General features: G+C 73.8%; 28 protein-coding genes and 1 pseudogene. 16 read left to right on the forward strand and 13 right to left on the reverse strand.

Annotation, left to right across the window (positions count from 1 at the left end; genetic code table 11):
• Positions 1-250: 250 nt before the first annotated feature.
• Positions 251-1,426, forward strand: coding sequence for a GAF domain-containing protein (locus tag ACLU3S_RS21695; RefSeq protein WP_413953583.1), 1,176 nt, complete (start codon positions 251-253; stop codon positions 1,424-1,426).
• Between the two features lie 16 nt (positions 1,427-1,442).
• Here ACLU3S_RS21695 and ACLU3S_RS21700 read toward each other — a convergent pair whose 3' ends face one another.
• The 3 genes from ACLU3S_RS21700 to mgrA form a co-directional block, all read right to left on the reverse strand.
• Positions 1,443-2,063, reverse strand: coding sequence for a DedA family protein (locus ACLU3S_RS21700; protein WP_413953584.1), 621 nt, complete (start codon positions 2,061-2,063; stop codon positions 1,443-1,445).
• A 31-nt stretch (positions 2,064-2,094) separates the two neighbouring features.
• Positions 2,095-2,277: a hypothetical protein gene (locus ACLU3S_RS21705; RefSeq protein WP_413953585.1), complete on the reverse strand. Its 183-nt coding sequence runs from the start codon at positions 2,275-2,277 to the stop codon at positions 2,095-2,097.
• A 109-nt stretch (positions 2,278-2,386) separates the two neighbouring features.
• Entirely contained in the window at positions 2,387-3,430 is a 1,044-nt protein-coding gene (gene mgrA / locus ACLU3S_RS21710; RefSeq protein WP_413953586.1) for an L-glyceraldehyde 3-phosphate reductase, read from the reverse strand.
• A gap of 400 nt (positions 3,431-3,830) precedes the next feature.
• Here mgrA and ACLU3S_RS21715 point away from each other — a divergent pair, with 400 nt between their 5' ends.
• Positions 3,831-4,670, forward strand: coding sequence for a chitosanase (locus tag ACLU3S_RS21715; RefSeq protein WP_413953587.1), 840 nt, complete (start codon positions 3,831-3,833; stop codon positions 4,668-4,670).
• Positions 4,671-4,996: 326 nt separating this feature from the next.
• On the forward strand, positions 4,997-6,637 hold the full coding sequence (pgm, locus tag ACLU3S_RS21720) for a phosphoglucomutase (alpha-D-glucose-1,6-bisphosphate-dependent) (RefSeq protein ID WP_413953588.1): 1,641 nt from the start codon (positions 4,997-4,999) through the stop codon (positions 6,635-6,637).
• A 48-nt stretch (positions 6,638-6,685) separates the two neighbouring features.
• Here the strand turns inward: pgm and ACLU3S_RS21725 are convergent, their stop codons facing one another.
• The 3 genes from ACLU3S_RS21725 to ACLU3S_RS21735 all read right to left on the reverse strand — a co-directional run bounded on the left by ACLU3S_RS21725 (position 6,686) and on the right by ACLU3S_RS21735 (position 8,930).
• Complete coding sequence (locus tag ACLU3S_RS21725; protein ID WP_413953589.1) at positions 6,686-7,603, reverse strand: SGNH/GDSL hydrolase family protein; 918 nt, start codon at positions 7,601-7,603, stop codon at positions 6,686-6,688.
• Positions 7,604-7,799: 196 nt separating this feature from the next.
• Entirely contained in the window at positions 7,800-8,057 is a 258-nt protein-coding gene (locus tag ACLU3S_RS21730; RefSeq protein WP_413953590.1) for a DUF5133 domain-containing protein, read from the reverse strand.
• 384 nt (positions 8,058-8,441) lie between these two features.
• Positions 8,442-8,930: a putative immunity protein gene (locus ACLU3S_RS21735; RefSeq protein WP_413953591.1), complete on the reverse strand. Its 489-nt coding sequence runs from the start codon at positions 8,928-8,930 to the stop codon at positions 8,442-8,444.
• Positions 8,931-9,131: 201 nt separating this feature from the next.
• Here ACLU3S_RS21735 and ACLU3S_RS21740 point away from each other — a divergent pair, with 201 nt between their 5' ends.
• From ACLU3S_RS21740 to ACLU3S_RS21755, 4 genes and pseudogenes are all read left to right on the forward strand, one after another.
• The gene (locus tag ACLU3S_RS21740; protein WP_413953592.1) at positions 9,132-9,788 is read left to right on the forward strand and encodes a maltokinase N-terminal cap-like domain-containing protein; all 657 of its coding nucleotides are present in this window, start codon (positions 9,132-9,134) and stop codon (positions 9,786-9,788) included.
• A gap of 63 nt (positions 9,789-9,851) precedes the next feature.
• Positions 9,852-10,396, forward strand: a pseudogene (locus ACLU3S_RS21745) (M1 family aminopeptidase); the annotation flags it as partial.
• Between the two features lie 150 nt (positions 10,397-10,546).
• On the forward strand, positions 10,547-11,398 hold the full coding sequence (locus ACLU3S_RS21750) for a lysozyme (protein WP_413953593.1): 852 nt from the start codon (positions 10,547-10,549) through the stop codon (positions 11,396-11,398).
• 354 nt (positions 11,399-11,752) lie between these two features.
• A complete protein-coding gene (locus ACLU3S_RS21755; protein WP_413953594.1) occupies positions 11,753-12,265 on the forward strand; it encodes a molybdenum cofactor biosysynthesis protein in 513 nt (170 codons plus the stop codon).
• A gap of 328 nt (positions 12,266-12,593) precedes the next feature.
• Here ACLU3S_RS21755 and ACLU3S_RS21760 read toward each other — a convergent pair whose 3' ends face one another.
• From ACLU3S_RS21760 to ACLU3S_RS21770, 3 genes are all read right to left on the reverse strand, one after another.
• Positions 12,594-13,760, reverse strand: a complete 1,167-nt coding sequence (locus ACLU3S_RS21760) for an AI-2E family transporter (protein WP_413953595.1) — start codon at positions 13,758-13,760, stop codon at positions 12,594-12,596.
• A 251-nt stretch (positions 13,761-14,011) separates the two neighbouring features.
• A complete protein-coding gene (locus ACLU3S_RS21765) occupies positions 14,012-14,449 on the reverse strand; it encodes an ANTAR domain-containing protein (protein WP_413953596.1) in 438 nt (145 codons plus the stop codon).
• 243 nt (positions 14,450-14,692) lie between these two features.
• Entirely contained in the window at positions 14,693-15,124 is a 432-nt protein-coding gene (locus tag ACLU3S_RS21770) for a DUF2267 domain-containing protein (protein ID WP_413953597.1), read from the reverse strand.
• Positions 15,125-15,331: 207 nt separating this feature from the next.
• Here ACLU3S_RS21770 and ACLU3S_RS21775 point away from each other — a divergent pair, with 207 nt between their 5' ends.
• The 9 genes from ACLU3S_RS21775 to hypE all read left to right on the forward strand — a co-directional run bounded on the left by ACLU3S_RS21775 (position 15,332) and on the right by hypE (position 25,212).
• Positions 15,332-16,069 (forward strand): MgtC/SapB family protein, encoded by a 738-nt coding sequence (locus ACLU3S_RS21775; RefSeq protein WP_413953598.1) that lies wholly within the window; start codon positions 15,332-15,334, stop codon positions 16,067-16,069.
• A 393-nt stretch (positions 16,070-16,462) separates the two neighbouring features.
• On the forward strand, positions 16,463-16,990 hold the full coding sequence (locus ACLU3S_RS21780) for a hypothetical protein (protein WP_413953599.1): 528 nt from the start codon (positions 16,463-16,465) through the stop codon (positions 16,988-16,990).
• A gap of 238 nt (positions 16,991-17,228) precedes the next feature.
• Positions 17,229-18,938, forward strand: coding sequence for a hydrogenase maturation protein (locus ACLU3S_RS21785; protein ID WP_413953600.1), 1,710 nt, complete (start codon positions 17,229-17,231; stop codon positions 18,936-18,938).
• Positions 18,935-19,516: a hydrogenase maturation protease gene (locus ACLU3S_RS21790; protein WP_413953601.1), complete on the forward strand. Its 582-nt coding sequence runs from the start codon at positions 18,935-18,937 to the stop codon at positions 19,514-19,516. The genes ACLU3S_RS21785 and ACLU3S_RS21790 overlap by 4 nt, the downstream gene beginning before the upstream one ends.
• 60 nt (positions 19,517-19,576) lie before the next feature.
• The gene (hypB, locus tag ACLU3S_RS21795; protein ID WP_413953602.1) at positions 19,577-20,302 is read left to right on the forward strand and encodes a hydrogenase nickel incorporation protein HypB; all 726 of its coding nucleotides are present in this window, start codon (positions 19,577-19,579) and stop codon (positions 20,300-20,302) included.
• Positions 20,299-22,641, forward strand: coding sequence for a carbamoyltransferase HypF (gene hypF / locus ACLU3S_RS21800; protein WP_413953603.1), 2,343 nt, complete (start codon positions 20,299-20,301; stop codon positions 22,639-22,641). Before hypB ends, hypF begins: the two co-directional genes overlap by 4 nt.
• A 3-nt stretch (positions 22,642-22,644) precedes the next feature.
• Positions 22,645-22,935, forward strand: a complete 291-nt coding sequence (locus ACLU3S_RS21805) for a HypC/HybG/HupF family hydrogenase formation chaperone (RefSeq protein WP_413953604.1) — start codon at positions 22,645-22,647, stop codon at positions 22,933-22,935.
• Positions 22,932-24,074: a hydrogenase formation protein HypD gene (gene hypD / locus ACLU3S_RS21810; RefSeq protein ID WP_413953605.1), complete on the forward strand. Its 1,143-nt coding sequence runs from the start codon at positions 22,932-22,934 to the stop codon at positions 24,072-24,074. The genes ACLU3S_RS21805 and hypD overlap by 4 nt, the downstream gene beginning before the upstream one ends.
• A gap of 148 nt (positions 24,075-24,222) precedes the next feature.
• Positions 24,223-25,212, forward strand: coding sequence for a hydrogenase expression/formation protein HypE (hypE, locus tag ACLU3S_RS21815; RefSeq protein WP_413953610.1), 990 nt, complete (start codon positions 24,223-24,225; stop codon positions 25,210-25,212).
• A gap of 34 nt (positions 25,213-25,246) precedes the next feature.
• On the opposite strand, the gene hypA is transcribed toward hypE, so the two are convergent.
• From hypA to ACLU3S_RS21835, 4 genes are read right to left on the reverse strand one after another with little or no spacing between them, the layout of a single operon-like run.
• The gene (hypA, locus tag ACLU3S_RS21820; protein ID WP_413953606.1) at positions 25,247-25,588 is read right to left on the reverse strand and encodes a hydrogenase maturation nickel metallochaperone HypA; all 342 of its coding nucleotides are present in this window, start codon (positions 25,586-25,588) and stop codon (positions 25,247-25,249) included.
• Positions 25,589-25,595: 7 nt separating this feature from the next.
• Entirely contained in the window at positions 25,596-25,784 is a 189-nt protein-coding gene (locus ACLU3S_RS21825) for a hypothetical protein (RefSeq protein ID WP_413953607.1), read from the reverse strand.
• Positions 25,785-25,804: 20 nt separating this feature from the next.
• Positions 25,805-26,011, reverse strand: coding sequence for a hypothetical protein (locus tag ACLU3S_RS21830; protein WP_413953608.1), 207 nt, complete (start codon positions 26,009-26,011; stop codon positions 25,805-25,807).
• Between the two features lie 20 nt (positions 26,012-26,031).
• Positions 26,032-26,628 (reverse strand): DUF5947 family protein, encoded by a 597-nt coding sequence (locus ACLU3S_RS21835; RefSeq protein WP_413953609.1) that lies wholly within the window; start codon positions 26,626-26,628, stop codon positions 26,032-26,034.
• Between the last annotated feature and the right edge of the window lie 170 nt (positions 26,629-26,798).

Genomic DNA, 26,798 nt, shown 5'->3' on the forward strand with positions numbered 1-26,798 from the left:
ACCCGTGCCGGCCGTGTCGCGCACGCCGTCGCGCACCACGGCCCGGCCCGCCCACCCGCCGTGCTCCTGCCCGAAGGACGCCGACGGCCCCGACCTGCGGCAGCCGTAGGCCCGCCGCCTCTGCTTGCCTTTTCGCCACATGAGGGAACAAGGTGAAGAAGGACGAGGCCGGGCTCGGCGGTCCGGCCGAGGAGTGCCGTGTACGAGCCGGGAAGGCCGCGGGTGATGCCCCGTGTCGGGAGTTCCCACGGTGACCGTGCAGCCGGTCACCGACCAGGCGGTGGTGCTGCGGGTGTCGGGGACGCTCGACGTCCACGGCGCCGGTGCGTTCGGGCGTGAGCTGGACCTGGGCCTGAGACGGGCCGACGAGCGAGGGCAGCGCCTGGTCCTGGACTTCTCCGGCGTGCGGCACGTGAGCACCCGGGCCCTGGTGGACGCCCTGGACGCGCGCACCCGGCACCGGGCCGCCGGACCCGTCCTGGTCGCGGGGGCCACCCCGCAGGTGTGCAGGGTGCTCACGACGGCACCCCTGCCGGGTGTCCGGCTCTGCCCCAGCCTGGAGGGCGCCCTCACCAGCGTGCGCGGCCGGTCCACGGACCCGGCCGAGCCGCCGGAGCCGTATCCGCCGGCCGAGACCGGCAGCGAGGAGATCTTCGGGCTGCGCGCCAAGGCCCGCACCAGCGGGATCATCGGCATCGCGCAGGGCATCCTGATCGCCCGCTACGGCCTGCCCGGCCCGGCTGCCGCCTTCACCCTGCTGAGGGCGGGCTCCCAGCACCACAACGTGCCGCTGCGGGTGCTGGCCTCGGCGGTGGTCAGTGCACCGCCGCCGCTGACCGACGAGAAGTGGTTCCCGGGCCGCCGGCACACCCCGCCGCCCGTGGCCGAGCTGCTGCTCGAGGAGCGCGTCGACCCGCGCGACCGCCGGCAGGTGCTGCGGGCGGCCGTGTACGCGGCGGTGACGCTGGCGGACGCCGACGCGGCCGAGATCCACCTGACCGACACGGGGCAGGACGGGGCACTCGTGCTGGAGGCCCATCACGGGCTCGACGCGGCCTACCGCGACTGCCTCTCCCAGGTGTTCGGACCGCCCGCGGTGTGCGGGTGCGTCCGGGAGGCGCGCCGGGCGGTGACCGTCGAGGACGTGGCGGCCGAGCCGGACCTGGCGTCCCACGCCGCCGGCCGGGCGGCACGCGCGTCGGGCAGCCGCGCCCTGCACGGCATCCCGATGATCACGGACGGCGGCGACTGCAACGGCGTGATCTGCCTGCACCGGGCGGAACCCGGCGCATGGCTGTCCCCGGGCCAGCAGGACGCCCTCGACGAGCTGGCCCGTGAACTGGCCGACTGGCGGTCCTGGTACCGGCGCACCGTGGTGCAGGACGCGCTGGAGTACCTTCACGCGCGGGGCCGGGCGGGCGGCTGAGCGACGGCGCGGGCGGTCAGGGCTCGCGCCGCCGCCGTACGACGTGCCGGACGACGAGGGCGGCGACCAGCACGGCGAAGCCGGCGACGACGTAGAGCTGGTAGTGCCTGATCTCGTCGTAGACGGCCGCGATGTGGTGGCCCGCCAGGTAGGCCAGAGTGGTCCAGAGGCCGACCCACAGGGCCGCGCCGAGCGCGTTGTAGGCGAGGAAGCGGAGCCAGTGCATCCCGGTGGTGCCCGCGATGATGCCGTTGGCCTGGCGCAGGCCCTCGACGAAGCGTGCCACGGTCACGATCTTGCCGCCGTGCCGGCCGAAGAACTCCTCGGCGGCCTGGAACCGCTTCGGGGTGAGGAACACGTACCCGCCCCACCGGTGCACGAAGGCCCGCCCGCCGGACCGTCCGATCAGATAGCCGATGTTGTCCCCGAGGACGGCCGCGGCGAACGCGATGACGCCCACGGCCATGATGTTCAGCCGTCCCGCGCCCGCATACACGCCGGCCGCGAGCAGAATCGTCTCGCCGGGCGCGGGGACCCCGAAGTCCTCCACGAAGACCACAGCTCCCACGGCCCAGTAGCCGTAGTGGCCGAGCAGCGGCGCCAGATGAGCGAGCGGACCCGGAAGCGGAGGGGCCATGTCTCCACGGTACGTCGCGCGGAACGAGGCCCTAGGAGCGCAAGCGGGAGGAGCCCTCGCCGTCACCGGGGGACCGCTGGCAGGTCTGGCACAGCTGGTGGTCCCCGTCGCGGGTGACGACGGTTCCCCAGCCGAGACACTGCTCGCAGTCGCGGGCGCGCTCGAGATCGGCCTGAGGAGGCAGAAGGGGGCTGCGATGGGCTCCGTGCGCCATACGGTGAGCGGCTCCTTGCAGTCGCGGGCGAAGCACAGTCCGAATTGCTCCAATTATGTCTTAAGTATCACTTTGCGTTTATGTGATGTGAGTCACATTCCGGCCCGGGTCATCCGAGATTGCCGAGCCGGGCCTCGCGCCACAGGTCCACGCCGCCGTCGGTCGCGTACGTGTCGATCTCGGCCAGCTCCTCGTCGGTGAAGTCGAGGTTCTCCAGCGCGGCCACGTTCTGCTCCAGCTGCTCCACCCGTGAGGCGCCGATGACCAGCGACGTCACCCGCCGGTCGCGCAGCGCCCAGGCCAGTGCGAGCTGGGCCAGCGTCTGCCCGCGCCGGGCGGCGACGTCGTTCAGGGCGCGCAGCCGGCGCACCATGTCCTCGGTGAGCCAGGAGGCGTCGAACGACGTGCCCCGCGCGGCCCGCGAGTCCTGCGGGATTCCGTCCAGGTACCGGCTGGTCAGCAGCCCCTGGGCGAGCGCCGTGAAGCCGATGACACCGAACCCCTCCTCCTGCGCCGCGTCCAGCAGGCCGTCGGTCTCGATCCAGCGGTTGAGCATGCTGTACGACGGCTGGTGGATCAGCAGCGGGGTGCCCAGGTCGCGCAGGATCGCGGCCGCCTGCCGGGTGCGCTCGGCGTCGTAGGAGGAGATGCCGACGTACAGCGCCTTGCCCTGGCGGACGGCGGTGTCGAGGGCGCCCATGGTCTCCTCCAGCGGCGTGGTCGCGTCCAGCCGGTGGGAGTAGAAGATGTCCACGTAGTCCACGCCCATCCGGCGCAGCGACTGGTCCAGCGAGGCCAGCAGGTACTTGCGGGAGCCGCCGCCCTGCCCGTAGGGGCCCGGCCACATGTCCCAGCCGGCCTTGGTCGAGATCACCAGCTCGTCCCGGTACGGCGCCAGGTCCCGGCGCAGCAGCCGGCCGAAGTTGATCTCGGCCGAGCCGTAGGGCGGGCCGTAGTTGTTGGCCAGGTCGTGGTGGGTGATCCCCAGGTCGAACGCGCGCAGGGCGATCTCCCGCTGCGTCTCGAAGGGGCGGTCGTCGCCGAAGTTGTGCCAGTAGCCCAGGGACAGGACCGGCAGGTCCAGTCCCGAGCGGCCGGTGCGCCGGTAGCGCATGGTGCCGTCGTAGCGAGCGGGGTCCGCGATGTGGGTCATCGGGTCTTCTCCGGGTGGTGCCGTAGGGGTGCCCCCGAGTGCACGAGGGGGCCAGTCCACCCTGCGCCCGAGTGATCCATAAGTCCAACCGACGTGCTGGATGGCATTGAGCGGCTCCGCTTCTGAATCGCCGGCCGGGGCGGGCGGTGACCGGTACCGGCGCGCGGTGCGCGCGAGGAGAGGCGCGAACTGAACACCACATCCGGGGAGTTGTACGCCCTCACGCAGGCGGGCGAGAAGACCCGGCGCGACGGGACACCCGCCACCATGCCGGGAGCTGTTCGATCCTACGAACTTGGCGCCGGGCGGGTTACCGGTCTTTCGCGTCTCTGATAGGAAACTTTCCTACCAGTGCGACCCCGGCCAACTCCCCGCCCCCCACGCCGTTTTGGAGTCACTTGTGGTACACGCAGACCGCGAAACAGCAGCCCCCGCCCGTCTCTCCCGCCGGACCGTGGTCGCCGTGCTCGGCGCCGTCGCCGCCGGCGCCCTGGTCGGCGCCCGACGTGCCGCCGGGGCAGCACCCGCCGCGCCCGGCCTCGACGACCCGGCGAAGAAGGAGCTCGCCATGGAACTGGTGTCGAGCGCGGAGAACTCCTCGCTCGACTGGAAGGCCCAGTACAAGTACATCGAGGACATCGGCGACGGCCGCGGCTACACCGCCGGCATCATCGGCTTCTGCTCCGGCACCGGCGACATGCTCGAGGTCGTCCAGCTCTACGCCGACCGCAAGCCGGGCAACGTCCTCGCCGCGTACCTGCCCGCCCTGCGCAGGGTCAACGGCACCGACTCCCACGAGGGCCTGGACCCCGGCTTCCCCGAGGACTGGCGCAAGGCCGCCCGGGACACCGTCTTCCAGCAGTGCCAGAACGACGAACGCGACCGCGTCTACTTCGACCCCGCCGTCGCCCAGGGCAAGGCGGACGGGCTGCGCGCCCTCGGCCAGTTCTGCTACTACGACGCCATCGTCATGCACGGCGACGGCGACGACCCCACCAGCTTCCGCAACATCCGGGCCCGCGCCCTGCGCAGCGCCAAGCCTCCGGCGCAGGGCGGCAACGAGACGGCCTACCTCAACGCCTTCCTCGACGCCCGGGTGTGGGCGATGAAGCAGGAGGAGGCGCACAGCGACACCACCCGCGTCGACACCGAACAGCGGGTGTTCCTGCGCAAGGGCAACCTCGACCTGAACACCCCGCTCGACTGGAAGGTGTACGGGGACAGCTACCACATCGGCTGAGCCCCGGAGCCGGGAGGCGCGCGGCAGTCCGGCGGGCGCGGACGCCGGGCTGCCGCACGGCGATGCGCTCGCACACCTCGCCCGTCGCGACGGCGGCGAGGTGCCCGACGGCTCCCGCCGCCGCGAGCCGGGCGGAACGTGCGCGGGACCGAGGTGCCCCGACGCGGGAGCGGACCGGTCCGTGACGGCCGCCCCGCGCGGAGGGCGGGACGGCACCGGGGCCGGGAGCACCGGAGCGCAGCGCGGGGCGCACTCGCGTGCCAGGGCCCTGAGGAGGAAGGATGGGCGAGGAGCGATCGACCCCACCGATGCGGAGGAACGGACTCATGCCGCACGAGCGAGCCGGCCGACCGGCCGGTCCCGAGGACCTTGTCGACGTGGCCCGGCTGGTCACCGCGTACTACGCCCTGCATCCCGACCCCGCCGACCCCGGCCAGGGGGTGGCGTTCGGCACCTCCGGGCACCGGGGCTCGTCCCTGGCCGGCGCCTTCAACGAGGACCACATCGCCGCCACCAGCCAGGCCATCTGCGAGTACCGCACCACCCAGGGCACCGACGGCCCCCTCTTCCTCGGCGCCGACACCCACGCCCTGTCCGAGCCCGCGAAGGTCACCGCGCTGGAGGTGTTCGCCGCCAACGGCGTGACCGTGCTCATCGACAGCGCGGACGGCTACACGCCCACCCCCGCCGTCTCCCACGCGATCCTCACCCACAACCGGGGCCGCACCGCGGGTCTCGCCGACGGCGTGGTCGTCACCCCGTCGCACAACCCGCCCGCCGACGGCGGCTTCAAGTACAACCCGCCGAGCGGCGGACCGGCCGCCTCCGAGGCGACCTCCTGGATCCAGGACCGCGCCAACCAGATCATCGCCGGCGGTCTGAAGGACGTACGACGGGTGACCTACACGCGTGCGCTCGCGGCGGAGACCACCGGGCGGTACGACTTCCTCGGCGCCTACGTCGGCGACCTGCCGAGCGTCCTGGACCTGGACGCGATCCGGGCGGCCGGGGTGCGCATCGGCGCGGACCCGCTCGGCGGCGCCTCCGTCGCCTACTGGGGCCGGATCGCCGAGCAGCACGGCATCGACCTCACGGTGGTCAACCCGCACACCGACCCCACCTGGCGGTTCATGACGCTGGACTGGGACGGGCGGATCCGCATGGACTGCTCCTCGCCGTACGCCATGGCCTCCCTCATCGAGCGGCGCGACCAGTTCCGCATCGCGACCGGCAACGACGCCGACGCCGACCGGCACGGCATCGTCACCCCGGACGCCGGCCTGATGAACCCCAACCACTACCTCGCGGTCGCCATCTCCTACCTCTACCGGCACCGTGAGCGGTGGCCGGCCGGCGCGGGCGTCGGCAAGACGCTGGTGTCGTCGTCGATGATCGACCGCGTGGCCGCGGACCTCGGCCGGCCGCTGGTCGAGGTGCCCGTCGGCTTCAAGTGGTTCGTGGACGGACTGGCCGCCGGCGAACTCGGCTTCGGCGGCGAGGAGTCGGCCGGCGCGTCCTTCCTGCGCCGGGACGGCTCGGTGTGGACCACCGACAAGGACGGCATCGTCCTGGCCCTGCTCGCCTCGGAGATCACCGCCGTCACGGACCGGACCCCGTCGGAGCACTACGCCGACCTGACCGAGCGCTTCGGCCGACCGGCCTACGCCCGCATCGACGCGCCCGCGAGCCGGGAACAGAAGGCCCGGCTCGCCAAGTTGTCGCCGGCCCAGGTCACCGCCGACACGCTGGCCGGGGAGGCGGTCACGGGGGTGCTCACCAAGGCGCCCGGCAACGGCGCCGCCATCGGCGGCATCAAGGTCACCACCGGCAACGCCTGGTTCGCGGCCCGGCCTTCGGGCACCGAGGACGTCTACAAGGTCTACGCCGAGTCCTTCCTCGGCCCGGACCACCTGGCGCGGGTGCAGGAGGAGGCCCAGGCCGTCGTGCTGAGCGCGCTCGACGGCTGAGCACCGTCCGTACGGCGGCCTCCGGTGCCCGCGGAGGCCGCCGCGGCGTCAGCGGCGCCCGTGGCCGCCCGCCAGGCGGTCGAGGACCGCGTTCGCCATGGCCGCCTCGCCCTGGGCATTGGGGTGCGCCGGGGCCGCGGGCGAGGCCGGCTGAAGCGGTTCGATCCAGCGGTCCGCGGGCGCCTTGCACATGTCGTGGCCCACGGTGGGACGGTACGTGTCCACGTACTCGGCCCGGTTGACGCCGGCCACCAGGCGCAGCATCAGGTTCAGCCGCTTCTCGGTGTCCCGCAGGTAGGGGAAGTCGCCCTGCGCGAAGGGCACCTGCGGGAAGCAGCCGACGCCGTCGTCGGGCAGCAGGTCGGGGTAGCCGACGACCACGACCCGCGCGTGCGGCGCCCGGGCGTGCACGGCCCGCAGCACCCGGTCGATCTTCGGTGCGGTCCGCAGGACGGCGAGGGCCAGTTCGTCGTACCCGGACGCCTTGTAGGAGCGTTCGCAGGGGTTGCCCGTGGGGTCCTGGGCGGACAGGCCCGCGCACCTGCCGATGATCGAGCCGAACCCGACGTCGTTGCCGCCGATCTGGACGGTCACCAGGTCCGTGTCCCGGCCGAGCGCGTCGAGTTGGGGCTTGTTGGCGCCCTGGGCCTGCCACATCTCCGTGGTCGTCGCGCCCGCGCAGCTGGCGTCCGTGAAGGTGGTCGCCCGTCGCTGTGCCGCCACCAGCGAGGGGTAGTTGTGGTCGGAGCGTGCGCAACCCGCGTCCACCTGCTGCGGGATGCCGGGGCCCGAGGTGTAGGAGTCGCCCAGGGCCACGTAATCGAGGCCGTGGCCGTGGTCGGAGGGGTGCGCGGCGGCGGGCGTCGTGGAGGCGGCGACCAGGGCGCAGCCGCCCAGTGCCGCCCCCAGCACGGCGGTCCGCCGCCGGCCTCTCGCTCCGCCCGCCGGACGTCTGTCGTTCGCCATGGATACTCCCCCTGAGGCCGGTACATCGCGCGGGGAGCGACGCCACAGAGCGGCCCTCGCGCGTTCGACTGGGTCTGTATACCGTCCGGTTGGTCTCGCCGACCAGAAGCGGGAGGCAACGAGTTCAGGGGGAGGGAGCCGGTGGAGGTCCGGCGACCGAAGGTCGCTCGGCGGGCGGGTGCCGCGGGGCCGCCGCTCAGACGCCGGACGCCGCCTCGGCCTTGGCGCCCGCCCGGAGCAGCGAGTCGTCCTCCGGGCGGGCGCCGGACAGGCGATGACGGGCGGCGATCACGGCCATGTCGACGTCCTTCGTGCCGGTGGCCACGCACAGCGTGTAGGAGATGTCCGCGAGCCGCTGCCGGGCCTGCGGCGTGCTCTCCCCGGCCCCGAGGAGAGTGAGGGCCTCGTACTGGGCGATGAGGTCCTTCAGTACCGCGGGGTGTGCCATCAGCATGGGTCCGCCTCCTGCTGTGTCGCCGACGGGTGGGATCGCAGCGCGCATACCCGCGGCGACGTCCGCCATGCCACCGCGGGTGTCCCACGTCCTCTTCCGCCGGTTCCGTTGGCCTGTCGCCTCTGGTTCTCCTTCTCGGAGCCCTGGGCTGAGCAGGAAGGATTCCACTTGGGAAGTGGGCAAGGTGTGCAACAGGTGTGGTGCAGAGCGCACCCCCCGGGTGCGTGATGCATCGGTTCGATCTGGCGCGTCGGTGACGCTGTGGGGCCGTCGTCGAAGGCTCCGGGTGAGGCCTGGAGGGCTGAGAAAGCCCAGAGGAAGCCGGCGTGCATGAGTGAGCGCTTGGCGGCCCTCGTTGAGGCTGCGCCACCTGGGCGCTCAGAGTTACTCAGTGAGGGTGAGTAAGCGAAGGTCAGCGTCCAACATGCGGATCAACTCGCCAACCCGTCCGCCGCCATCCGGCGCCGTCGGGAAGCGTTTGAGCACGTCGACCACGACCGGTGTTGCACGACGCACCGTCCGTTCAAGGTGTTCAGCACCGACGCTCCGGTCGTCGTCGGCGACGAGTTCGGCCGCTCTGGCTGCGTGAGCGCCGGCTCCCAGAATGTGCTTGACCTGGGTGGCTTTGGCTAACGGATGCAGGTAGGCGGCGCCTGCCGCAGACATCGCTGCCCACGCTGCCTCGCGCGCAGCCGCAGTGTGGGCGCTCTTGGCTGCCTTGAGTGCCGCCGACGCTGTGTCGCGCAAAGATTTCCCGCGCTCGCCGCCCCGGGCGAATGCCCACGCGGCACCGATGGCATCTCGAGGCCCCGAGTCGTTCGGCTGATCAGCCTCGAATATCTCCCGGCCCAGGTCGTACCGATGCACCCGCATCGCTGAGCCTCTGTACAAGCAGCCATCACGCCGGTCTCAACGATGCGCTGCAACTTACTGGACAACGAATCCCGGCCGCGGAGCGAAGGCCGGCGAAGCGCCCGCCGGCGGGGACGAGTTGACCCCGGCGCCCGGTGGCGGTGCCGGTGTGGAAGGCTGACCGGGGTCCGCACTCGCCCGCAACGGGAGGTCAGGTCCGGCATGGCCGTCATCCACCACACGACCGTCACGCCCACGAAGCTCGAACTGCTCACCGACTGGCTGCCCACCCGCCCCTGGTACCGGGGCGGCCCCGACGCCCCGGTGCTGGAGAAGTCCGGCGGCTTCCGGCTGGACGACCCCGAGGGCGAGGTCGGCATCGAGTTCATGGTGGTCCGCGACGCCTCGGGCGGCGAACCCGTCGTCTACCTGGTGCCGCTGACCTACCGCGGCGCGCCGCTGGAGGGCGCCGACCACGCGCTGATCGGCACGATGGAGCACGGCGTGCTGGGCAGGCGCTGGGCCTACGACGGCTGCCACGACCCGGTGCTGGTCGCCGAGTTGCTGGCGCTGATCGAGGGCCGCGCACAGGCGCAGGCGCAGAGCGTCACGGACACCCCCGACCCCGAGGTGACCCGCTCCTACTGCGGCGCCCCCCTCACCCTGGAGGGCCTGATGCCCGCGCCGGCCGACGACGCGGACGGCACCCGCCTGCCCGCGCCCCACGGCACGATCCTGCAGCTGCACCGGGTCCTGCGCCTCGTGCCCGAGCAGCCGGCGCTGCCCGGCGAGAGCGCCGTCGGCCATGTCGCACGTGCCGTCCAGGGCCCCGACGGCACCCGCCTCTCGGCGGTCTTCGTGACCCTTCGCGGCGCCTGATCCGGCGCCGCCCGCCCGGCGCCGGCTGCCCGACCCGCACGGGAAGGGCACCCGGCGCCCGCGGACGCCCGCGCGGCGCGCTTCGGCGCCTACCCCTACGGCGAACTGGACGCCGTCATCGACAACACCTACTGGTTCGGCGGCATGGAGTACCCCGGGTTCGTCCTCGGCCTGGTCAGCTCCACCGCCCTCACCCACGAGATCGGCCACCAGTGGTGGTACGGCATCGTCGGCGACGACGAGTACAACAGCCCCTGGCTGGACGAGGCGTTCGCCGACTACGCGACCGATCTCGCCCTCGGCAGGACGGGCGCCAACTGCTGGAACGGCGTCTCCTGGGCGTCCGCCGCGGAGCGGATCACCAACCCGATGGCCTACTGGGACGCGCACTCCTCGCGCTACTCCACCGTGGTCTACGCTACGGCAAGTGCGCCCTGCACGACCTGCGACGCGTCCTCGGCGACACCGCCATGGCCAAGGTCCCGAGGGACTACGCGGCCGCCCACCGGTACGGCGTGTCGACCACGGCCGAGTTCAAGGCCGCCGCACAGGCCGCCACCAGCACCGACCTGACGTCCTTCTGGACCCGGCACCGCATCGACGGCTGACCGGTGCCGACCGGTCGTGGAAGCCGCCCCCGCCGCGCGTCACACGACCGGCCGATCCGGCCGTCACTGCCACCCGAGTGGCCCAATGCCGGTCCGCAATGGCTCCGTTGGGCGGTACCCAGGGTGCAGCCCGGGCAGCCTTTGGGTCAGATGGATGGCGTGCGAAGCTCTCTGATTCCTCATCGCAGCCGCTCACGCCTCGCCCTCACCGGCGCGCTGACCGGCCTCCTCCTGTCCCTGTCCGTTCCCGCGGCCGCGCCCGAGCCCGGCCGGGTGATACCCCAGCGGGGCAGCGCCTACATGGGCATGGGCGTCCTCACCCACGACGGAGCCGACGACAGCGGCGACGACACCACCACCGACAACCACCGCGCCGGACAGACGGAAGGCGTGGACGTCGCCAGCTACCAGGGCGACGTCGACTGGCCGTCCCTGTGGGCCGCCGGCACCAAATGGTCGTACACCAAGGCCACCGAGGGGACGTCCTACACCAACCCCTACTTCACCCAGCAGTACAACGGTCCGCACGACGTCGGCATGATCCGCGGCGCCTACCACTTCGCGACCCCGGACACGAGCGGTGGCGCGGCCCAGGCCGACTACTTCGTGGACCACGGCGGTGGCTGGTCCAAGGACGGCAAGACACTGCCCGGCGTGCTCGACATCGAGTGGAACCCGTACGGCAGCGACTGCTACGGCAAGTCCAAGAGCTCGATGGTCACCTGGATCCGCGACTTCCTGAACCGCTACAAGTCCCGCACCGGCCGCGACGCCGTGATCTACACGGCCACCAGCTGGTGGAGCGAATGCACCGGCGGCTACAGCGGATTCGGCAAGACCAATCCCCTGTGGATCGCCCGCTACGCCTCGACCGCGGGGACACTGCCGCCCGGCTGGTCGTACTACACGATGTGGCAGTACACCTCCACCGGCAAGACGGTCGGCGACCACGACCGGTTCAACGGCTCCCAGGAGCAGCTGCGGGACTTCGCCACCGGCTGATGCCCCGCAGGCGTATTCCGGCTGCACGGCAGGGCAGGGTGTGAACCTGCGTGAACCGTGCGGCATGCGCCCGGTCCCCGACACGCCACCCCGGGCACCTCTCCTCGCTCCCGGCCCGGTCTCCCGTGCCGTTCACGGGAACAACCCCGGCCGGATGACGACGGTGCTCGGTCCCGGCACCATGGCGATCAGAAAGGCCGCGCCGACGAACGCGGCGACTGAAGTCAGCATGGACGCAGCATCGCCCACCGCGCTCCGGCACGACACGGCGCCTCCCCGGCGCGACCGGCCCGGTCGAAGCCCCGCGAACGCGGCAGGCGGCGGGTGTGGCGAGCCGCTGGTTAGGCTCGGTGTGTGGCGCGCGTCGACATCCTTCAGCTGCTGGTCTCTCCCGTGCACCGGTACGCGGGCCGGCCGGGCGACGGCGTGCCCGAGCTGCCGCCCGGCGAACTGGTCACCACCGCCGAGGTGCGCGCGCACCTGGGCATCGTCGGCGACCGGTACTTCAACCAGCCCGCCCACCGCAACGCCTCGATCACCCTCATGGCGGCCGAACGGCTCCCGCAGTCCGGCCCGTACGGCACGGGCCTGCTCCTCACCCGCCGCAACGTCCTGCTGCGCGGGGTGGACATCGACGCCTACATCGGTGCGACTGTTTTCCTCGACAGCGGCACCGGGCCGGTGGACCTGGAGGTGCGCAGCGCGGCCCGGCCCTGTGCCTGGATGAACACCACCCTCGGCCCCGGCGCGCAGCGCGCGCTGCGTGGCGGCGGGGGAGTGCGCTGCCGGCCGCTGACCGACGGCATCCTCGCCGTCGGCCCGGCCGAGTTCGGGGTGCGGCGACCGGCTCCGGCCCGGGACCGCTGAGCGTCCGGGCCGTCCTCAGGCGCCCGAGGCCGACAGCTGGTCCGCCGGCCGGTCGGCCCGGGTGAGCGGCGCGCCGTAGGTGGCCATCCGTCCGGGTCGTCCGGCGTGGCGCGGGCCAGGTCCCGGCGCAGGCCGCCCGGCGTGCCGCGCAGCGCCTTCACCGCCCCGCGCAGCCCGTGGTCGCACTCGTCGCACTCATGGCCGAAGCGGCTGCGGCTGTAGAGCCGCAGCGTGCGTCGCACCGCCCGCCCTGCGTCTCGTGTCCCACGCACGCACAGCGGCCCGGGTGTCACCGGGGCTGCCTTCCCATGCCGCCGCGGGAGGGCCGTCACGGCGGGACCGCGCGCAGGGCGCGCAGCACCGCCCAGACGACGGAGACGAACGGGACCGCGACGATCGCGCCGATCACCCCCGCGACGATGCTGCCCGCGATCACGGACACGGCGACGACGAGCGGGTGCAGCCGCACCGCCCAGCTCATCACCAGGGGGTGCAGCACATGCCCTTCGAGCTGGCCGATCACGACGATGAGCGCCAGCACGGCCGCGGCCGTGAGCGGTCCGCGCCCGGCGAGCGCGACGATCGTGGCGACCGCGAGCGCCACCGGCGATCCCACCAGCGGCACGAACGCGGCGAAGAACTCCAGCAGGGTCAGCGGCAGCGCGAGCGGCACCCGCAGCACGAGGAGCGCCACACCGACCATCACGGCGTTGGCAGCGGCCACGATGATGATGCCGCGCGTGTACCCGGCGAAGCTGTGCCAGGCCGCCCGCCCCGCGCGGTCCCAGGCCGGACGCGCCGAGGCCGGCAGCAACTGGTCGCGCATCCAGCTCCACAGATGCTCGCCGGAGTGGATGAAGAAGACCGAGGCGAACAGCGCCAGCGCGCCGCCGGCGACCAGCTCCACCACCCTGCCCAGCTGGGAGACCGCGCTGCTCAACAGACTCGCCCGGTGCGCGGACAGGTAGTCCGTCACCTGGCGCTCCAGAGCGGAGAGCCTGCCCGGGCTCAGCCGCAGCGGCGGCCGCTGCAGCCACTGCTCGATCCGGTGCACACCGCCGCGGAACTCACCCACGAGCCGGGGCGTCTCGCCCGCCACCGCGTTGCCCACCAGGGCGAGCAGGGCCAGCAGGAGCAGCAGGCTGCCCACCAGCGCGACGGCGACGGACAGCGGCCGCGGCAGCACCCGGGCGAGCACGTCGGTGACCGGCCGCAGCACCGACGTGATCACGAGCGCCAGGAACACGGCGACCGCGATGAGCTGGAAGCTGCCGAGGAGGCCGAAGACGCCGTAGACGACGATTCCGACGAGGATGAGCCGCCAGGCGTAGGCCGCGGCGATCCGCAGCCAGGGCACCGTCCGCTCGGCGACCGGCGTCCGCGGCTCGGGACGCGGCGAGCGCGCGAGCCGCACCGAGTACGCCGGCCGGCTGCCCAGCACCGCACGACCCGGTCGCCGCTCCCGCTGTCCCTGACTGCGCTGACGGTCGGTCACACCTACAGAACCGTAAGCGCACGGTGGGGGAGGGGCCCGTGGAGCGCGCCCGCACGCGGGTACGGCCGTGTCCGCGGGCGAGTGGCCACAGGACCTTCACACGTGGGCCGGGTGGGCGCGGGCGGCGGGGGCACTCGCGAAGGTGACTTCGCTCAGGAGGGGGTGACCCCCAGTGGTCATCGTCGCGCTTCTGCTGCTCCCCGCGCTCAGTCTGGTGCTGTTCGGGTTGGACCAGGTCGAGGACCGTTGGGTCATGCGCCCGTCGGGCCCGCCCCGGGGCGACCGCGCCCGCCGGCGCCGCCGGACGTGGCCGCGTCGTCACTGATCGCCTGCTCCGGGACCCGGCTGCGGGCCGCGCGGCGGCGGTAGCGGGCGACGGCCTCGGCGAGCTCGATCCGCTCGGGTTCGGGGAGCGTGCCGCCCTGGGCATAGGCGAGGACGTGCTCGGCGACCGTGCGCAGCTTGGTGTTGGTGCGCTGGGAGACGTCCCGCAGCGCCCTCCAGGCCTCTTCCGGGGCGAGCCGCCCGAGCACGACGACTGCCCCGAGGGCCTGGTCGATCACCGCGTGCGAGGTCACCGCCTGCTGCAGCTGGCGGTTCTCCCTCAGGAGCCGGTCGTACTCCACCGCCAGATCGGTCGTGGAGAGCAGTGCCAGCGGCTGCTGCCGGGAGAGAGCGAAGAAGGCCATGGAGCACCTTTTCCGAGTGGGGGCGTCTGTGTTGCGCCTGCCCTCGGTGGGCGCTTGCACACGAATGCGATCCGGAACACCGGTCAGCGTCAGGCCGCGCTGAGCCGTGCGCGGCGCTGACCGCGTGTCGCGCTGACCGTGTGTCGCGTCGTGCCGCGTGTCGCGTGTCGCGTGTCGCGCGTCTGCGCACCGTGTGCCCGGCTCAGCCCGCCCCTCGTGCGCCTACGCTGCCCTCCGCCCCGTTCAGCCCGCCCCGGTGTAGTCGCTCGCGCGGATCACCGGCAGCAGCTCGCGGATGTCCGCGGGCAGAGCGGTCGCCATCCGTTCGGTCAGCTCGGGGGCGAGAGCGGCGTCGAGCACCTCCATCACGGCGGCGGCCTCCCGGAGCGCCATGTCCTCGTCGGTGCCCGCCCGGTCGGCGATGCGTCCGGCGAAGGCGGTCAGCCCGAACCGCTCGCGGGACGTCCCGGAGTCGTATGCGCCGGACACGTCGGCGACCTGCCGCATCGCGGCGGCCATGTCGGGCGGCAGCTGGGCGGCCACATGCCGGGCCAGCCCGGACGGCAGGCGCTCCGACAGCGTGGTCACCACCGCCTGCGCGGCCCGCTCGGCGGACCCCCGGTCGGGCAGCCGGGCGAGCGCCTGGACTTTTCCGATCATCTCGTCGTGGTGCATGAGGCCGGCCCCTTCCGCGCGAACGTCGCGGCGTGCATGCCCGCCACCGGCGGACACGGCCGCCCTTTTCGGAGTACCCCGCGACGGCGGGGCCGCACGGCCGGGCCTGCGCCGGCGGGCGCGCAACCGGCCGACCCGGTAGCGTCAAGACCCGGCCCGGGTAGACGCCAGCAGCGGGGCATCGGCGAGGGCGACTGCGAGGTGTGCATGGCGGGAGCGTGGCCGGCGGCGCCGTTGTGGGACTTGAACTACGGCAACTGGCCGAGGCAACTGGCCGAGCTGGGGCTCGCGCTGCTGCTGTCGAGCCTGATCGGCTGGGAGCGCGAGGCGCAGCAGAAGAGCGCGGGCCTGCGCACGCACACCCTGGTCGGCATCGCGAGCGCGCTGATGATGGAGGTCTCCCAGTACGGGTTCACCGTGGTGCTCGGGCTGCAGAACGTCTCCTTCGACCCCTCCCGCGTCGCCGCGCAGATCGTGTCCGGCATCGGATTCATCGGCGGCGGCCTGATCTTCGTCCGACGGGACGCCGTACGGGGCCTGACCACGGCCGCCACCATCTGGCTGACCTGCGCGGTCGGGATGGCCTGCGGCGGGGGACTGCCCATCCTCGCGCTGGCGGTGACCGCCCTGCACTTCCTCGTGGTGCGGGGCTACCCGCTGCTCTCCGCCCGCCTGACCCCCGCCGCTGCCGCCGGCACCTTCGAGGCCCGCCTGACCTATCGGACCGGCTCGGCCCTGCTGCCGCGCCTGATGGAGACCTGCACCCTGCGCGGCTTCCGGATCCTGCAGGTCAAGGTCGAGCGCCTGCCCGGGCGCACGGACGACGCAGCCCGGGTGCTGTTGGAGCTGGAGGGTGCCGGAGATCCCCTGCGGCTGACGTCGGAGCTGTTCCAGGCCGAGGGCGTGCTCGACGTGGAGGTGACGGCAGCCACGGGCGACGAGTGAGCGGCTCGGCTCTCCGCCGACTGCTGGGTCCACGTCCAGGTCTACGGCAGCCGGTCCGCCACGGTCAGCGCGTCGAGATCCCCGCGGACCGGGCGGGTGAGCGAGGCTCGGCCGCAGAGGAGCACATCAGGGTGCGGTGCCGGCGGCTCGGGCGCGTGACCGGCCGTACGAGGGTCCGGGCGGAGCCACGGGGTGCCGGGCGACACGTGACCAAGGACCGACGATGCCGCCCACGTGAGGAAAGCCACATATGACCTGGTTCGCACTCCCCCCGGCCGAGCCCCGTGCCGCACTACCGTGGTGCGCCGAGCCCCTGTTTCCCTTCTCCTCGCATCCCCTGGCATCCCCTGGCATCCCCTCGCATCCCCTCGCATCCCCTCGGACGGCCCGGCTGTGCTCACTGATCTGTCCCCCCTGATAGCCGCGACGGCCCACTGGCTGACGGTCGCCTACCCGCCGTCGGGCGGCGCCCTGGCCTCGGCCCTGTGCGAGGCGCAGGCCCGGCAGGCCGTGACGGTGGCGGCGTGGCTGCGGTACCCGACCGAGGTCGACGCGGCGCTGGTGACGATGGCCGGCCCCGGCGGCGCCGGCCGCCTGGACTGGATCACCGGGGCCGAGCCCGCCGACGGCGGCCCGGCCGACGAACAGGCCTGGCGCACCTGGGTCGACGAGGTCGTGGCCAGCTGGGCGGCCGCCCTGCTCATCGACCCGCAGTTGGCGGCACTCGCCGTCGCCGCGCTGGCCGACTGCGAGCACGCCTCGGGCGCCCCGGTCGAGTTCCGCCGGCTGCTCGCGCCCGACGACGGCGACCGGCGCGCCGCCGCGCTGCTGCGCCACCCCGACCTCCTCGCCCCGGTCGCCGAGCTGCACCACGCCCAGCTCCTCGACCGCCTCGACCCGGGCCGGGCCCTGGCTGCCTGACGGCCGCCGGCCCGGCCCGTGCACCTCGGCTGCCGCCGTGGCAGGGGCCGCCGTGGTCACCCGGGGTCGGTGGTCGGGCTGCCGCGACGCGCGGCAGGGGCGCATCGGGGGCAGCGGAGCCAGGCCGTCGAGGATCCTACGCGACGCGATCCGGATGGCGGAGGAGAACCGAGCGGTAGCGACGAAACGCCGCAGCGGTCCTTCACGGCTCCGTGCGCAGGGACGAACATGCCGTGGCATGGACATTCTGCTCGTCGCCAGCGCGTTCAACAGCCTCTCCCAGCGCCTGTACGCCGAACTCTCGGACCAGGGGCACCGCGTGGACGTCGTCCTCGCCTCGCACGGCGCCGACCCGGTCCGCGCCGCCGTGCACGAGCTGCGTCCGGACCTGGTCGTCGCGCCGATGCTCAAGACGGCCCTGCCCGCCGACCTGTGGCAGGAGCACACCTGCCTCATCGTGCATCCCGGCCCACCCGGCGACCGCGGCCCCTCCTCGCTGGACTGGGCCATCGCCGAACAGGCCCCACGGTGGGGCGTGACCGTCCTCCAGGCCGAGGCGGCGATGGACGCGGGCGCCATCTGGGCGGCGGAGCCGTTCCGCGTGCCGCACGTCGGCAAGAGCGACCTGTACCGCAACGAGGCCTCCGACGCCGCCGTCACCGCCGTCCTCACGGCCGTACGGCGCTATGCCGAGGGCTCCTACAAGCCCCGTCCGCAGAGCGACCCGTCGATCGGCGTGGTGTGGCGGGACTTCCTCCGCCAGGACCGGCGCCGCATCGACTGGGAGCACGACGACACCGCGACGGTCCTGCGCAAGCTCCGCGGCGCCGACTCGCAGCCCGGCGTCCTCGACGAACTCCTCGGCCGCGAGGTGTTCCTGCACGGCGGGCACCCCGAGGACCAGCTGTGCGGCCGCCCCGGCGAGCTGCTGGCCCAGCGCAACGGCGCCGTCTGCCGCGCCACCCGGGACGGCGCGGTGTGGATCCCGGAACTGCGCCCGCGCAGGAACTCCGGCGACCCGGCGCCCTTCCGCCGCCCGGCCGCCTCCGTCCTCGCCCGCCACGAGCCCGCCCTGCGGCTCCCGGAGTCCCCCGCCCCGCTGGAGCCGGAACCCGGCCGGCGCACCTACGCCGACATCCGCTACCGGCAGCGCGGCGACGTCGGCCTCCTCGGCTTCTCCTTCCCGGGCGGCGCGATGAACACCGACCAGTGCCGCCGCCTGCTCGCCGCCTACCGGTACGCGCTCACCCGCCCCACCCGGGTCCTGGTGCTCGGCGCGGCGCGCGACTTCTTCTCCAACGGCATCCACCTGAACGTCATCGAGGCGGCCCCCGACCCGGCCGAGGAGTCGTGGACCAACCTCAACGCCATGGACGACCTCGTCGAGGTGGTGCTGCGCACCACCGACCGGCTGGTGGTGGCCGCGCTCGGCGGCAACGCGGCCGCGGGCGGCGCCATGCTCGCCCTCGCCGCCGACCAGGTGTGGTGCCGCACCGGCACGGTCCTCAACCCGCACTACCGGCGCATGGGCCTGTACGGCTCGGAGTTCTGGACGTACAGCCTGCCGCGTCGCGTCGGGCCCGAGCAGGCCCGCCGGCTGACCACCGAGGCGCTGCCCGTGAGCGCGGCGACGGCCGAGCGGCTCGGGCTCGTGGACCGGCTCGTGCCGGCCGCGCCCGGCGAGTTCGCGGCCGCGGTCGAGCGGCTCGCCACCGGCCTCGCCGCCGAACCCGGGCTGGAGAAGCGGATCGCGGCCAAGGCGGCCGCACGGGCGGCGGACGAAGGGCAGCGGCCGCTCGCCGAGTACCGCGAGGCCGAACTCGCCCGGATGCACGGCATCTTCTTCGACCCGCAGGCGCCGTACCACGCCCTGCGCTCGGCCTTCGTCCGCAAGGTGCCGACGGGCTCGCCCCGGCCCCTCGCCGTCCCCACCGGAGACGTCCGTTGAGGGCGCGGCTGCTGGTCGCGGGCGTCGGCAACATCTTCCTCGGGGACGACGCCTTCGGCCCCGAGGTGATCCGCGCCCTCGACCACCGCCCGCTGCCGTCCGGGGTACGGGTGCACGACTACGGCATCCGCGGCCTGGACCTCGCCTACGCCCTGCTCGACGGCTGCGCCACCGCGGTCCTGGTCGACGCGGCGCGGCGCGGCCACCGCCCCGGCACCCTGACCCTCATCGAGGCCGAACCCCCGGACGGCACGGTCCCGCCCGAGGCACACGGCATGGACCCCGCCAGGGTGCTGGCCCTCGCCGCGCACCTCGGCGACGAGCCGCTGCCCCGGGTCCTCGTCATGGCCTGCGAGCCGCACGTGCTGCCCCGCGGGGACGAGGACATCGTGCCGGGGCTCAGCGCACCCGTCCGGGCGGCCGTCGACCACGCCGTGGACGCGCTGCACACCCTGGTCCCCGTCCTGCTGGCCGATCCGCGCGCTCCCGCACCGCCATTGGGCCGCCCGGTGGAATCCGGGCCCCCGCACGCGGCTGCGCTGCCCGCCCGCACGGCCGGTACCGCCGAAGATCGGTGACACCCCGGGCCGCGCGGGACGCGGCCCGGGGACCCGCCGCCGACTGCGAGGAGCAGCCCCATGTGCCGGTCCGACGTCAGACAGGCCGTCCTGGCGAAGAACGACGACCTTGCCGCGAGCCTGCGGGCGGACCTGGCCCGGCAGGGCGTCGCACTTGTCAACCTGCTGTCCAGCCCGGGCAGCGGCAAGACCGAACTCCTCGGCGGGGTCCTGGCCCGCGCCGTGGAGCGGGGCGTGCCGGTGGCCGCGCTCACCGCCGACCTGGCCACCGAGAACGACGCCGTCCGGCTGGCCCGGTCCGGCGCGCCCGTGCGGCAGCTGCTCACCGACGGACTGTGCCACCTGGAGGCCCGCCAGGTGCAGGCCCACTTGGCGGACTGGCTGCCGGCGGACACCGCCGTGCTGTTCGTGGAGAACGTCGGCAACCTGGTCTGCCCGGCCTCGTACGACCTCGGCGAGACCCTGCGGATCGTGCTGATGGCGGTCACCGAGGGCGAGGACAAGCCGCTGAAGTACCCCACCGCCTTCGGCTCCGCCCACCTGGTCGTGGTCACCAAGGCCGACCTGGCCGAGGCGGCCGGCTTCGACGAGGCCGCCTTCCTGGCGAACGTCCGGCGCATCAACCCGGGCGTGGAGGTCGTACGGTCCTGCGCCCGCACCGGCGCCGGTGTCGGCACCCTCCTCGAGCGCGCCCTCGCCGCCCGCGACGGCGCCCCGCCGCACCGCCCGCCGCTCGCCCCGCACCCGCACGGCCACCACCACGCCGCGTCCGCCCCCGTCGCATGACCGCACCCGCCACCGGCCTGGTCCGCCGCCGGATCACGGTGCGCGGCACCGTGCAGGGGGTCGGCTTCCGGCCCCACGTGCACCGCCTGGCGGCCGGGCTGGAGCTGGCCGGCTTCGTCGGCAACACCGGCGACGGCGTGATCGTCGAGGTCGAGGGCCCGGCCGCCGAGGTGGACCGCTTCTGCGAGCTGCTCGCCCACCGGCCCCCGCCGCTGGCCACGGTGACGGGCATCGTCGGCGAGGACCTGCCCGCCACGGGCGACACCGGCCCCTTCACCATCCGCTCCACCGACCGGGCCACCGGGCGCACCCAGCTCCCGCCCGACACCGCGACGTGCGCCGACTGCCTGCGTGAGCTGACCGACCCGGCCGACCGCCGCCACCGGCACCCGTTCATCACCTGCACCCACTGCGGCCCCCGCTTCACCATCGCCACTGGCATGCCGTACGACCGCGCGGCGACCACCCTGGCGGGCTTCCCCATGTGCCCCTCCTGCGCCCGGGACTACGGCGATCCGGCCGACCGGCGCTTCCACGCGCAGCCCGTCGCCTGCCCCGACTGCGGCCCGCGCCTCACCCTGACCCCGGCCGACGGCCTCGGAGTGCGCCCGGCGAGGGACGCGGACGCCCTCGCCGCGGCGCGGGCGCTGCTCGCCGCCGGACGGATCGTCGCCATCAAGGGAGTCGGCGGCTACCACCTGGCCTGCGACGCCACGGACGCCCGGGCCGTCGCCACCCTGCGCGGCCGCAAGGAGCGGGGCGGCAAGGCCTTCGCCGTGATGTGCGCCGACCTGGCCACCGCGGAGCGGATCGCCGTCCTCTCCGGCGCCGAGCGGGCCGCGCTCACCGGCGCCCGCCGCCCCATCGTCCTGCTGCGCCGCCGCACACCGGCGGACGGCCTCCGCCTGGCCGACCAGGTCTGCCCGGGCAGCCCGCACGTCGGCGTGATGCTGCCCTACACCCCCGTCCACACCCTGCTGTTCGGGCTGCCCGGCGATCCGTGCGGCCCCCGCGCCCTGGTCATGACCAGCGCCAACCGCTCCGGGGAACCCATCGTCACCGACGACGCCGAGGCGCTGACCCGACTGGCCGGGCTGGCCGACGCCTGGCTCGCCCACGACCGGCCCATCGCCTCGCCGTGCGACGACTCCCTGCTGCGGGTCCGCGCCGACGGCACCGAACAGGTACTGCGCCGCTCGCGCGGATACGTCCCCCGCGCCCTGCGCCTGCCGGTTGCGGTGCGGCCCGCCCTCGCGGTCGGCGGCGACCTGAAGAACGTGCCGTGCCTCGGCGACGGCGAGCAGGCCTGGCTCGGGCCGCACATCGGCGACATGGGCGACCTGGCGACACTGGACGCGGCCCGCCGGGCCGAGCGGCACCTCACCCGCCTGACGGGGGTGACCCCCGAGCTGGTGGCGGCGGACCGGCACCCCGGCTACCACTCGACCGCATGGGCCCGCCGCCGCGCCGCACGGCTGCCCCTGCGGCTGGTCCAGCACCACCACGCCCACGTCGCCTCCGCGATGGCCGAACACGGGCTCGACGGCACCACGCCCGTCGTCGGCGTCGCCTTCGACGGCACCGGGTACGGCGACGACGGCACCGTGTGGGGCGGCGAGATCCTGCTCGCCGACTACACGGGCCATCGCCGCTTCGCCCACCTGAGCCCCGCCCCGCTGCCCGGCGGCGACGCCGGCGTGGCCAACCCCTGCCGGCTGGCCCTGGCCCGGCTGTGGGCGGCCGGGCTGCCCTGGGACCCGGAGCTGCCCAGCGTCGCGGCCTGCTCGGAGCGGGAACTCGCCGTACTGCAACGGCAGTTGGAGAGGAACGTGGGCTGTGTGCCGACGTCCAGCATGGGCCGGCTCTTCGACGCCGTGGCCTCCCTCGCCGGCGTGTGCCACCGCGCGGGGTACGAGGCGCAGGCCGCCCTGGAGCTGGAGGCGGCGGCGACGCAGGCGCGGGACGCCGACGCGGTGGCGTACTCCTTCGCGATCGACGCCGGCCGGCCGGGCATCGACCCGGCCCCGATGCTGCGCGAACTCCTCGACGACCGGCGGCGCGGCACGCCCGCCGCCGTTCTCGCGGCGCGCTTCCACCGGGGCGTGGCCCGGGCCGTGGCGGAGGTCTGCCGCCGGGCCCGCACGGCGACCGGTCTCGCCGTGGTCGCCCTGACCGGCGGGGTGTTCGCCAACGCCCTGCTGGAGGCGGAGTGCGCCCAGCTGCTGGCCGCCGACGGCTTCACGGTCCTGCGGCACGGCGAAGTGCCCCCGAACGACGGCGGGTTGGCGCTAGGCCAGCTCATGGTCGCGGGAACAGCAAACAACCACGAGACGGAGTGACCCATGTGTCTGGCCGTGCCCGGCAAGGTCGTGTCCATCGACCATGACGCCGACCCCCTCACCGGACTGATCGACTTCGGTGGCGTACGAAAACAGGCCTGCCTGGAGTATCTGCCGGATGTCCGGGTCGGGGAGTACGTGATCGTCCACGTCGGCTTCGCCCTGCAGCGGCTGGACGAGGAGTCGGCCCGGGCCTCCCTGGAGCTGTTCGAACAACTCGGGTTGCTGGACGAGGAGTTCGGGGACGCGTGGGAGCAGGCCGCGCGGCAGGAGAGCGGGAGTGAGGTGCGATGAAGTACATCGACGAGTTCAACGACCCTGATCTGGCACGCCGGTTGCTGGACGAGATCCGGGCCGCCGTCACCCGGCCCTGGGCCCTGATGGAGGTCTGCGGCGGCCAGACCCATTCCATCATCCGGCACGGCATCGACCAGCTCCTGCCCGAAAAGGTGGAGTTGATCCACGGGCCGGGCTGCCCGGTGTGCGTCACACCCCTCGAGGTCATCGACAAGGCCCTGGAGGTCGCCGCGCGCCCCGAGGTGATCTTCTGTTCCTTCGGGGACATGCTGCGGGTGCCCGGCACCGACCGGGACCTGTTCCGGGTCAAGGGCGAGGGCGGTGACGTCCGGGTGGTGTACTCGCCGCTGGACGCGCTCGACCTCGCCCGGAAGAACCCCGACCGGCAGGTCGTGTTCTTCGCCATCGGCTTCGAGACGACGGCTCCCGCCAACGCCATGGCCGTGCACCAGGCCCGCCGCCTGGGCCTCGCCAACTTCAGCCTGCTGGTGTCCCACGTCCGGGTCCCCCCGGCGATCGAGGCGATCATGACCGCCCCCAGCTGCCGGGTGCAGGGCTTCCTCGCCGCCGGCCACGTGTGCAGCGTGATGGGCACCGCCGAGTACCCGGACCTGGCCGAGAAGCACCGCGTGCCGGTCGTCGTCACCGGCTTCGAGCCGTTGGACATCCTCGAGGGTGTGCGGCGCGCCGTGCACCAGCTGGAGCGCGGCGAGCACCGCGTCGAGAACGCCTACCCGCGGGCCGTGCGCGAGCAGGGCAACCCGGCGGCCCTGCGCATGATCGAGGAGGTCTTCGAGGTCGTCGACCGCAAGTGGCGCGGGATCGGACCCATCCCGGCCAGCGGCTGGCGGCTGAACGACGCCTTCCGCGCCTACGACGCCGAGCACCGCTTCGACGTCTCCGGCATCCGCACCGAGGAACCCGCCGTATGCCGGGCCGGCGAGGTCCTGCAGGGTCTGATCAAACCGACCGAGTGCGAGGCGTTCGGCAAGGCCTGCACCCCGCGCACCCCGCTCGGCGCCACCATGGTCTCCAGCGAGGGCGCCTGCGCCGCCTACTACCTGTACCGCCGGATGAACGCCCCGGCCCGGCAGGGAGCCCGCATCCCGCAGGAGGAGATGAACCCCGTTGGCTGACCTCGCCACCGAATCCGCCGAAGCCACCGAATCCGCCGAATCCACCGAATCCACCGAATCCACCGAACCGGCCGCGGCCGTCGAAGAGGTCGTCGACCCGGCCGGCTGGACCTGCCCCGCCCCCCTGCGCGACCAGCCGGTCGTGGTCATGGGCCACGGCGGTGGCGGCGCCCTGTCCGCCGAACTCGTCGACCAGGTCTTCGCGCCCGCCTACGGCAACCCCACGCTGGCCGCGCTCACCGACTCGGCCGTCCTCGAACTGGGCGGCGCCCGGCTCGCCTTCTCCACCGACTCCTACGTGGTGCGCCCGCTGTTCTTCCCCGGCGGCAGCCTCGGCGATCTCGCCGTCAACGGCACCGTCAACGACCTCGCGATGAGCGGCGCGCGGCCCGCCTACCTCTCGACGGCCTTCGTCCTGGAGGAGGGCGTGGAACTCGCCGTCGTCCGGCGGATCGCGCGCGCGATCGGCGCCGCCGCCGAGGCCGCGGGCGTCACGGTGGCCACCGGCGACACCAAGGTGGTGGAGTCCGGGCACGGCGACGGCGTCTACGTCACCACCGCCGGCGTCGGTCTGGTCCCCGACGGGGTGGACATCCGCCCGCAGCGCGCCCGGCCGGGCGACGCCGTCATCGTCAGCGGCCCGATCGGCCTGCACGGCGTGGCCATCATGAGCGTGCGCGAGGGCCTGGAGTTCGGGGTCGAGATCGCCTCCGACACCGCGCCGCTGGCCGGCCTGGTCGCGGCCATGCTGGACGTGACCAAGGACATCCACGTGCTGCGCGACCCCACCCGCGGCGGGCTCGGCGCGTCCCTCAACGAGATCGCCCGTGCCTCCGGCACCGGGGTGCGGCTGCGCGAGCGGGCCGTCCCCGTACCGGACGAGGTGGTGAACGCCTGCGGCTTCCTCGGGCTGGACCCGCTGTACGTCGCCAACGAGGGGCGGCTCGTCGCCTTCGTGCCCCCCGAGCACGCCGAGGCGGTGCTCGCGGCGATGCACGCGCACCCGCAGGGCACCGGCGCGGCCCTTGTCGGGGAGTGCGTGGCGGACCACCCGGGCATGGTCGTCGTCGCCACCGGCCTCGGCGGCACCCGGGTGGTGGACCTGCCGCTGGGGGAGCAGCTGCCCCGCATCTGCTGACCGTCCCCGGCCCCGCCCGCCCGGCGGGGCCGGGTCACGCCTCGACGCCGGTGATCTCCAGCTCCCGGCCGCTGCGCAGGTCCTGCGAGGGCCGGTCGCAGCGCGGGCACCAGAAGAACGGCGGCATGCCGACCGCGAACTCCTCGGCACAGCCGCCGCACCAGGCGTGCGCGGTCACCGGTTCCACGACCAGCCGCGCCACGGCGAGCGCCGTGCCGTCGCGCGCCACCTCGAAGGCGAAGTGCAGCGCGTCCGGCACGACGCCGGCCAGCTCGCCGACGCGGACGGTCACCGACGACACCCGGTCCGATCCGTCCGCGCGGGCGATCTCCTCGGCCTGTTCCACGATCGCGGTCGCGATCGACAGTTCGTGCACGGCCGGCTCAGGGATACCGGCGCTTCGCGCGCAGCCCACCGGTCATCCGGTAGATGCGCAACTCCCGGACCACTCCGGGCAGTTCCCGGACGAACAGAGCCGCGCACAGGGTGCCGACCAGCGCGGCCTGGGCCGCGAGGAGCTGACGCCCCGACATCCGGGTGCGCGCGGCTTTCCTTCTCGTGCCAAAGTTCATGGCGGTCACTTCCTGCTCTCTCATCCCGGCGAGATGTTCGGCATGTCCTGCACCAGCGCGTCATGCCGCTTCCAGTGGATCCCGGTGGAGCGGCGCGCGTCGGAGCCGCCGTCCTCGTGGTGTCCGGGCTGGTGCTGGTACGGGCCCCTGTTCCCCTGGTGCAGTCCGCGCACGTGGCTGGGCGTGTCGGGCTTCGCCTGGGCGCGGCCCACTCGGATGCTGCCCATGTCGGTTCTCCTTCCGGGTCTCACGACCGCTCGGTCAGCTCCTTGAAGAACTGTTCTACGGCCGGCCAGACGCGGCCGCCACCGGACAGGCCCCGCCACTCGCGGCGGACCAGCGCGATCATCCGGTAGCAGTCGTCGACCGGCACGATCCAGTGCTCGTCCAGGCCGCGCACGGTGTTCACCAGCAACGCCTCCACATCGGGCGCCATGGTGGCCAGCTGCGGCACCGTGGCGGCCAGCCGCTGCCAAGCCGCCGGGTCCACGTCCCAGCGCATGGCCCCGGCCGGGCTCGGCCCCTGCGCGGTGACCGTGCCGTCGGAGCGCGGCACGAAGAACACCAGGCCCACTGGGACGCCCAGCACGGCGGTGTCGACCGCCGGCAGCCGCACGCGGCGCCGGGGCACGAGCCGGTAGCGGCCGTCACCGGCCCCGTCGTCGGCGAACAGCACCGAACAGGGACCGCACACGCACCGCACGTCGCCGGCCCCCTTGTCGTACAGGTGGGGGTGTCCGTCGGCCACGCGGGCGGCGCACATCTCGCACACCTCTGCCTCGGCCGTCGCCGCGCGGCCGGCCGCGGACCGGATGATCCGGGCGAGCGCCCCGTCCACGGTCACCGTGCCTCCTGGGGTTCGGCCCGGCGCCTGATCGTGCTCAGGGGCACGAACGCGGGGGCCGCCCTGCGCTCGGCGGGGGCCGGCACCGTCTCCACCGAGGTGAGTTCGGGAGCGACGGCGAGGACCGCCGCCCGGACCGCCTCGGTGACGTCCGCGGAGCCGCCGCCGCA

Origin of the sequence: Streptomyces sp. AF1A (assembly GCF_047340315.1) — a bacterium.
GTDB lineage: Bacteria > Actinomycetota > Actinomycetes > Streptomycetales > Streptomycetaceae > Streptomyces.

Coding starts and splice junctions, on each gene's coding strand:
- ACLU3S_RS21700 (WP_413953584.1), bottom strand. CDS start 2,063: ATGGCCCCTCCGCTTCCGGGTCCGCTCGCTCATCTGGCGCCGCTGCTC.
- ACLU3S_RS21705 (WP_413953585.1), bottom strand. CDS start 2,277: ATGGCGCACGGAGCCCATCGCAGCCCCCTTCTGCCTCCTCAGGCCGAT.
- mgrA (WP_413953586.1), bottom strand. CDS start 3,430: ATGACCCACATCGCGGACCCCGCTCGCTACGACGGCACCATGCGCTAC.
- pgm (WP_413953588.1), top strand. CDS start 4,997: ATGCCGCACGAGCGAGCCGGCCGACCGGCCGGTCCCGAGGACCTTGTC.
- ACLU3S_RS21725 (WP_413953589.1), bottom strand. CDS start 7,603: ATGGCGAACGACAGACGTCCGGCGGGCGGAGCGAGAGGCCGGCGGCGG.
- ACLU3S_RS21730 (WP_413953590.1), bottom strand. CDS start 8,057: ATGCTGATGGCACACCCCGCGGTACTGAAGGACCTCATCGCCCAGTAC.
- ACLU3S_RS21735 (WP_413953591.1), bottom strand. CDS start 8,930: ATGCGGGTGCATCGGTACGACCTGGGCCGGGAGATATTCGAGGCTGAT.
- ACLU3S_RS21740 (WP_413953592.1), top strand. CDS start 9,132: ATGGCCGTCATCCACCACACGACCGTCACGCCCACGAAGCTCGAACTG.
- ACLU3S_RS21750 (WP_413953593.1), top strand. CDS start 10,547: ATGGATGGCGTGCGAAGCTCTCTGATTCCTCATCGCAGCCGCTCACGC.
- ACLU3S_RS21765 (WP_413953596.1), bottom strand. CDS start 14,449: ATGGCCTTCTTCGCTCTCTCCCGGCAGCAGCCGCTGGCACTGCTCTCC.
- ACLU3S_RS21770 (WP_413953597.1), bottom strand. CDS start 15,124: ATGCACCACGACGAGATGATCGGAAAAGTCCAGGCGCTCGCCCGGCTG.
- ACLU3S_RS21775 (WP_413953598.1), top strand. CDS start 15,332: ATGGCGGGAGCGTGGCCGGCGGCGCCGTTGTGGGACTTGAACTACGGC.
- ACLU3S_RS21785 (WP_413953600.1), top strand. CDS start 17,229: ATGGACATTCTGCTCGTCGCCAGCGCGTTCAACAGCCTCTCCCAGCGC.
- hypB (WP_413953602.1), top strand. CDS start 19,577: ATGTGCCGGTCCGACGTCAGACAGGCCGTCCTGGCGAAGAACGACGAC.
- hypF (WP_413953603.1), top strand. CDS start 20,299: ATGACCGCACCCGCCACCGGCCTGGTCCGCCGCCGGATCACGGTGCGC.
- ACLU3S_RS21805 (WP_413953604.1), top strand. CDS start 22,645: ATGTGTCTGGCCGTGCCCGGCAAGGTCGTGTCCATCGACCATGACGCC.
- hypD (WP_413953605.1), top strand. CDS start 22,932: ATGAAGTACATCGACGAGTTCAACGACCCTGATCTGGCACGCCGGTTG.
- hypE (WP_413953610.1), top strand. CDS start 24,223: ATGGGCCACGGCGGTGGCGGCGCCCTGTCCGCCGAACTCGTCGACCAG.
- ACLU3S_RS21825 (WP_413953607.1), bottom strand. CDS start 25,784: ATGAACTTTGGCACGAGAAGGAAAGCCGCGCGCACCCGGATGTCGGGG.
- ACLU3S_RS21830 (WP_413953608.1), bottom strand. CDS start 26,011: ATGGGCAGCATCCGAGTGGGCCGCGCCCAGGCGAAGCCCGACACGCCC.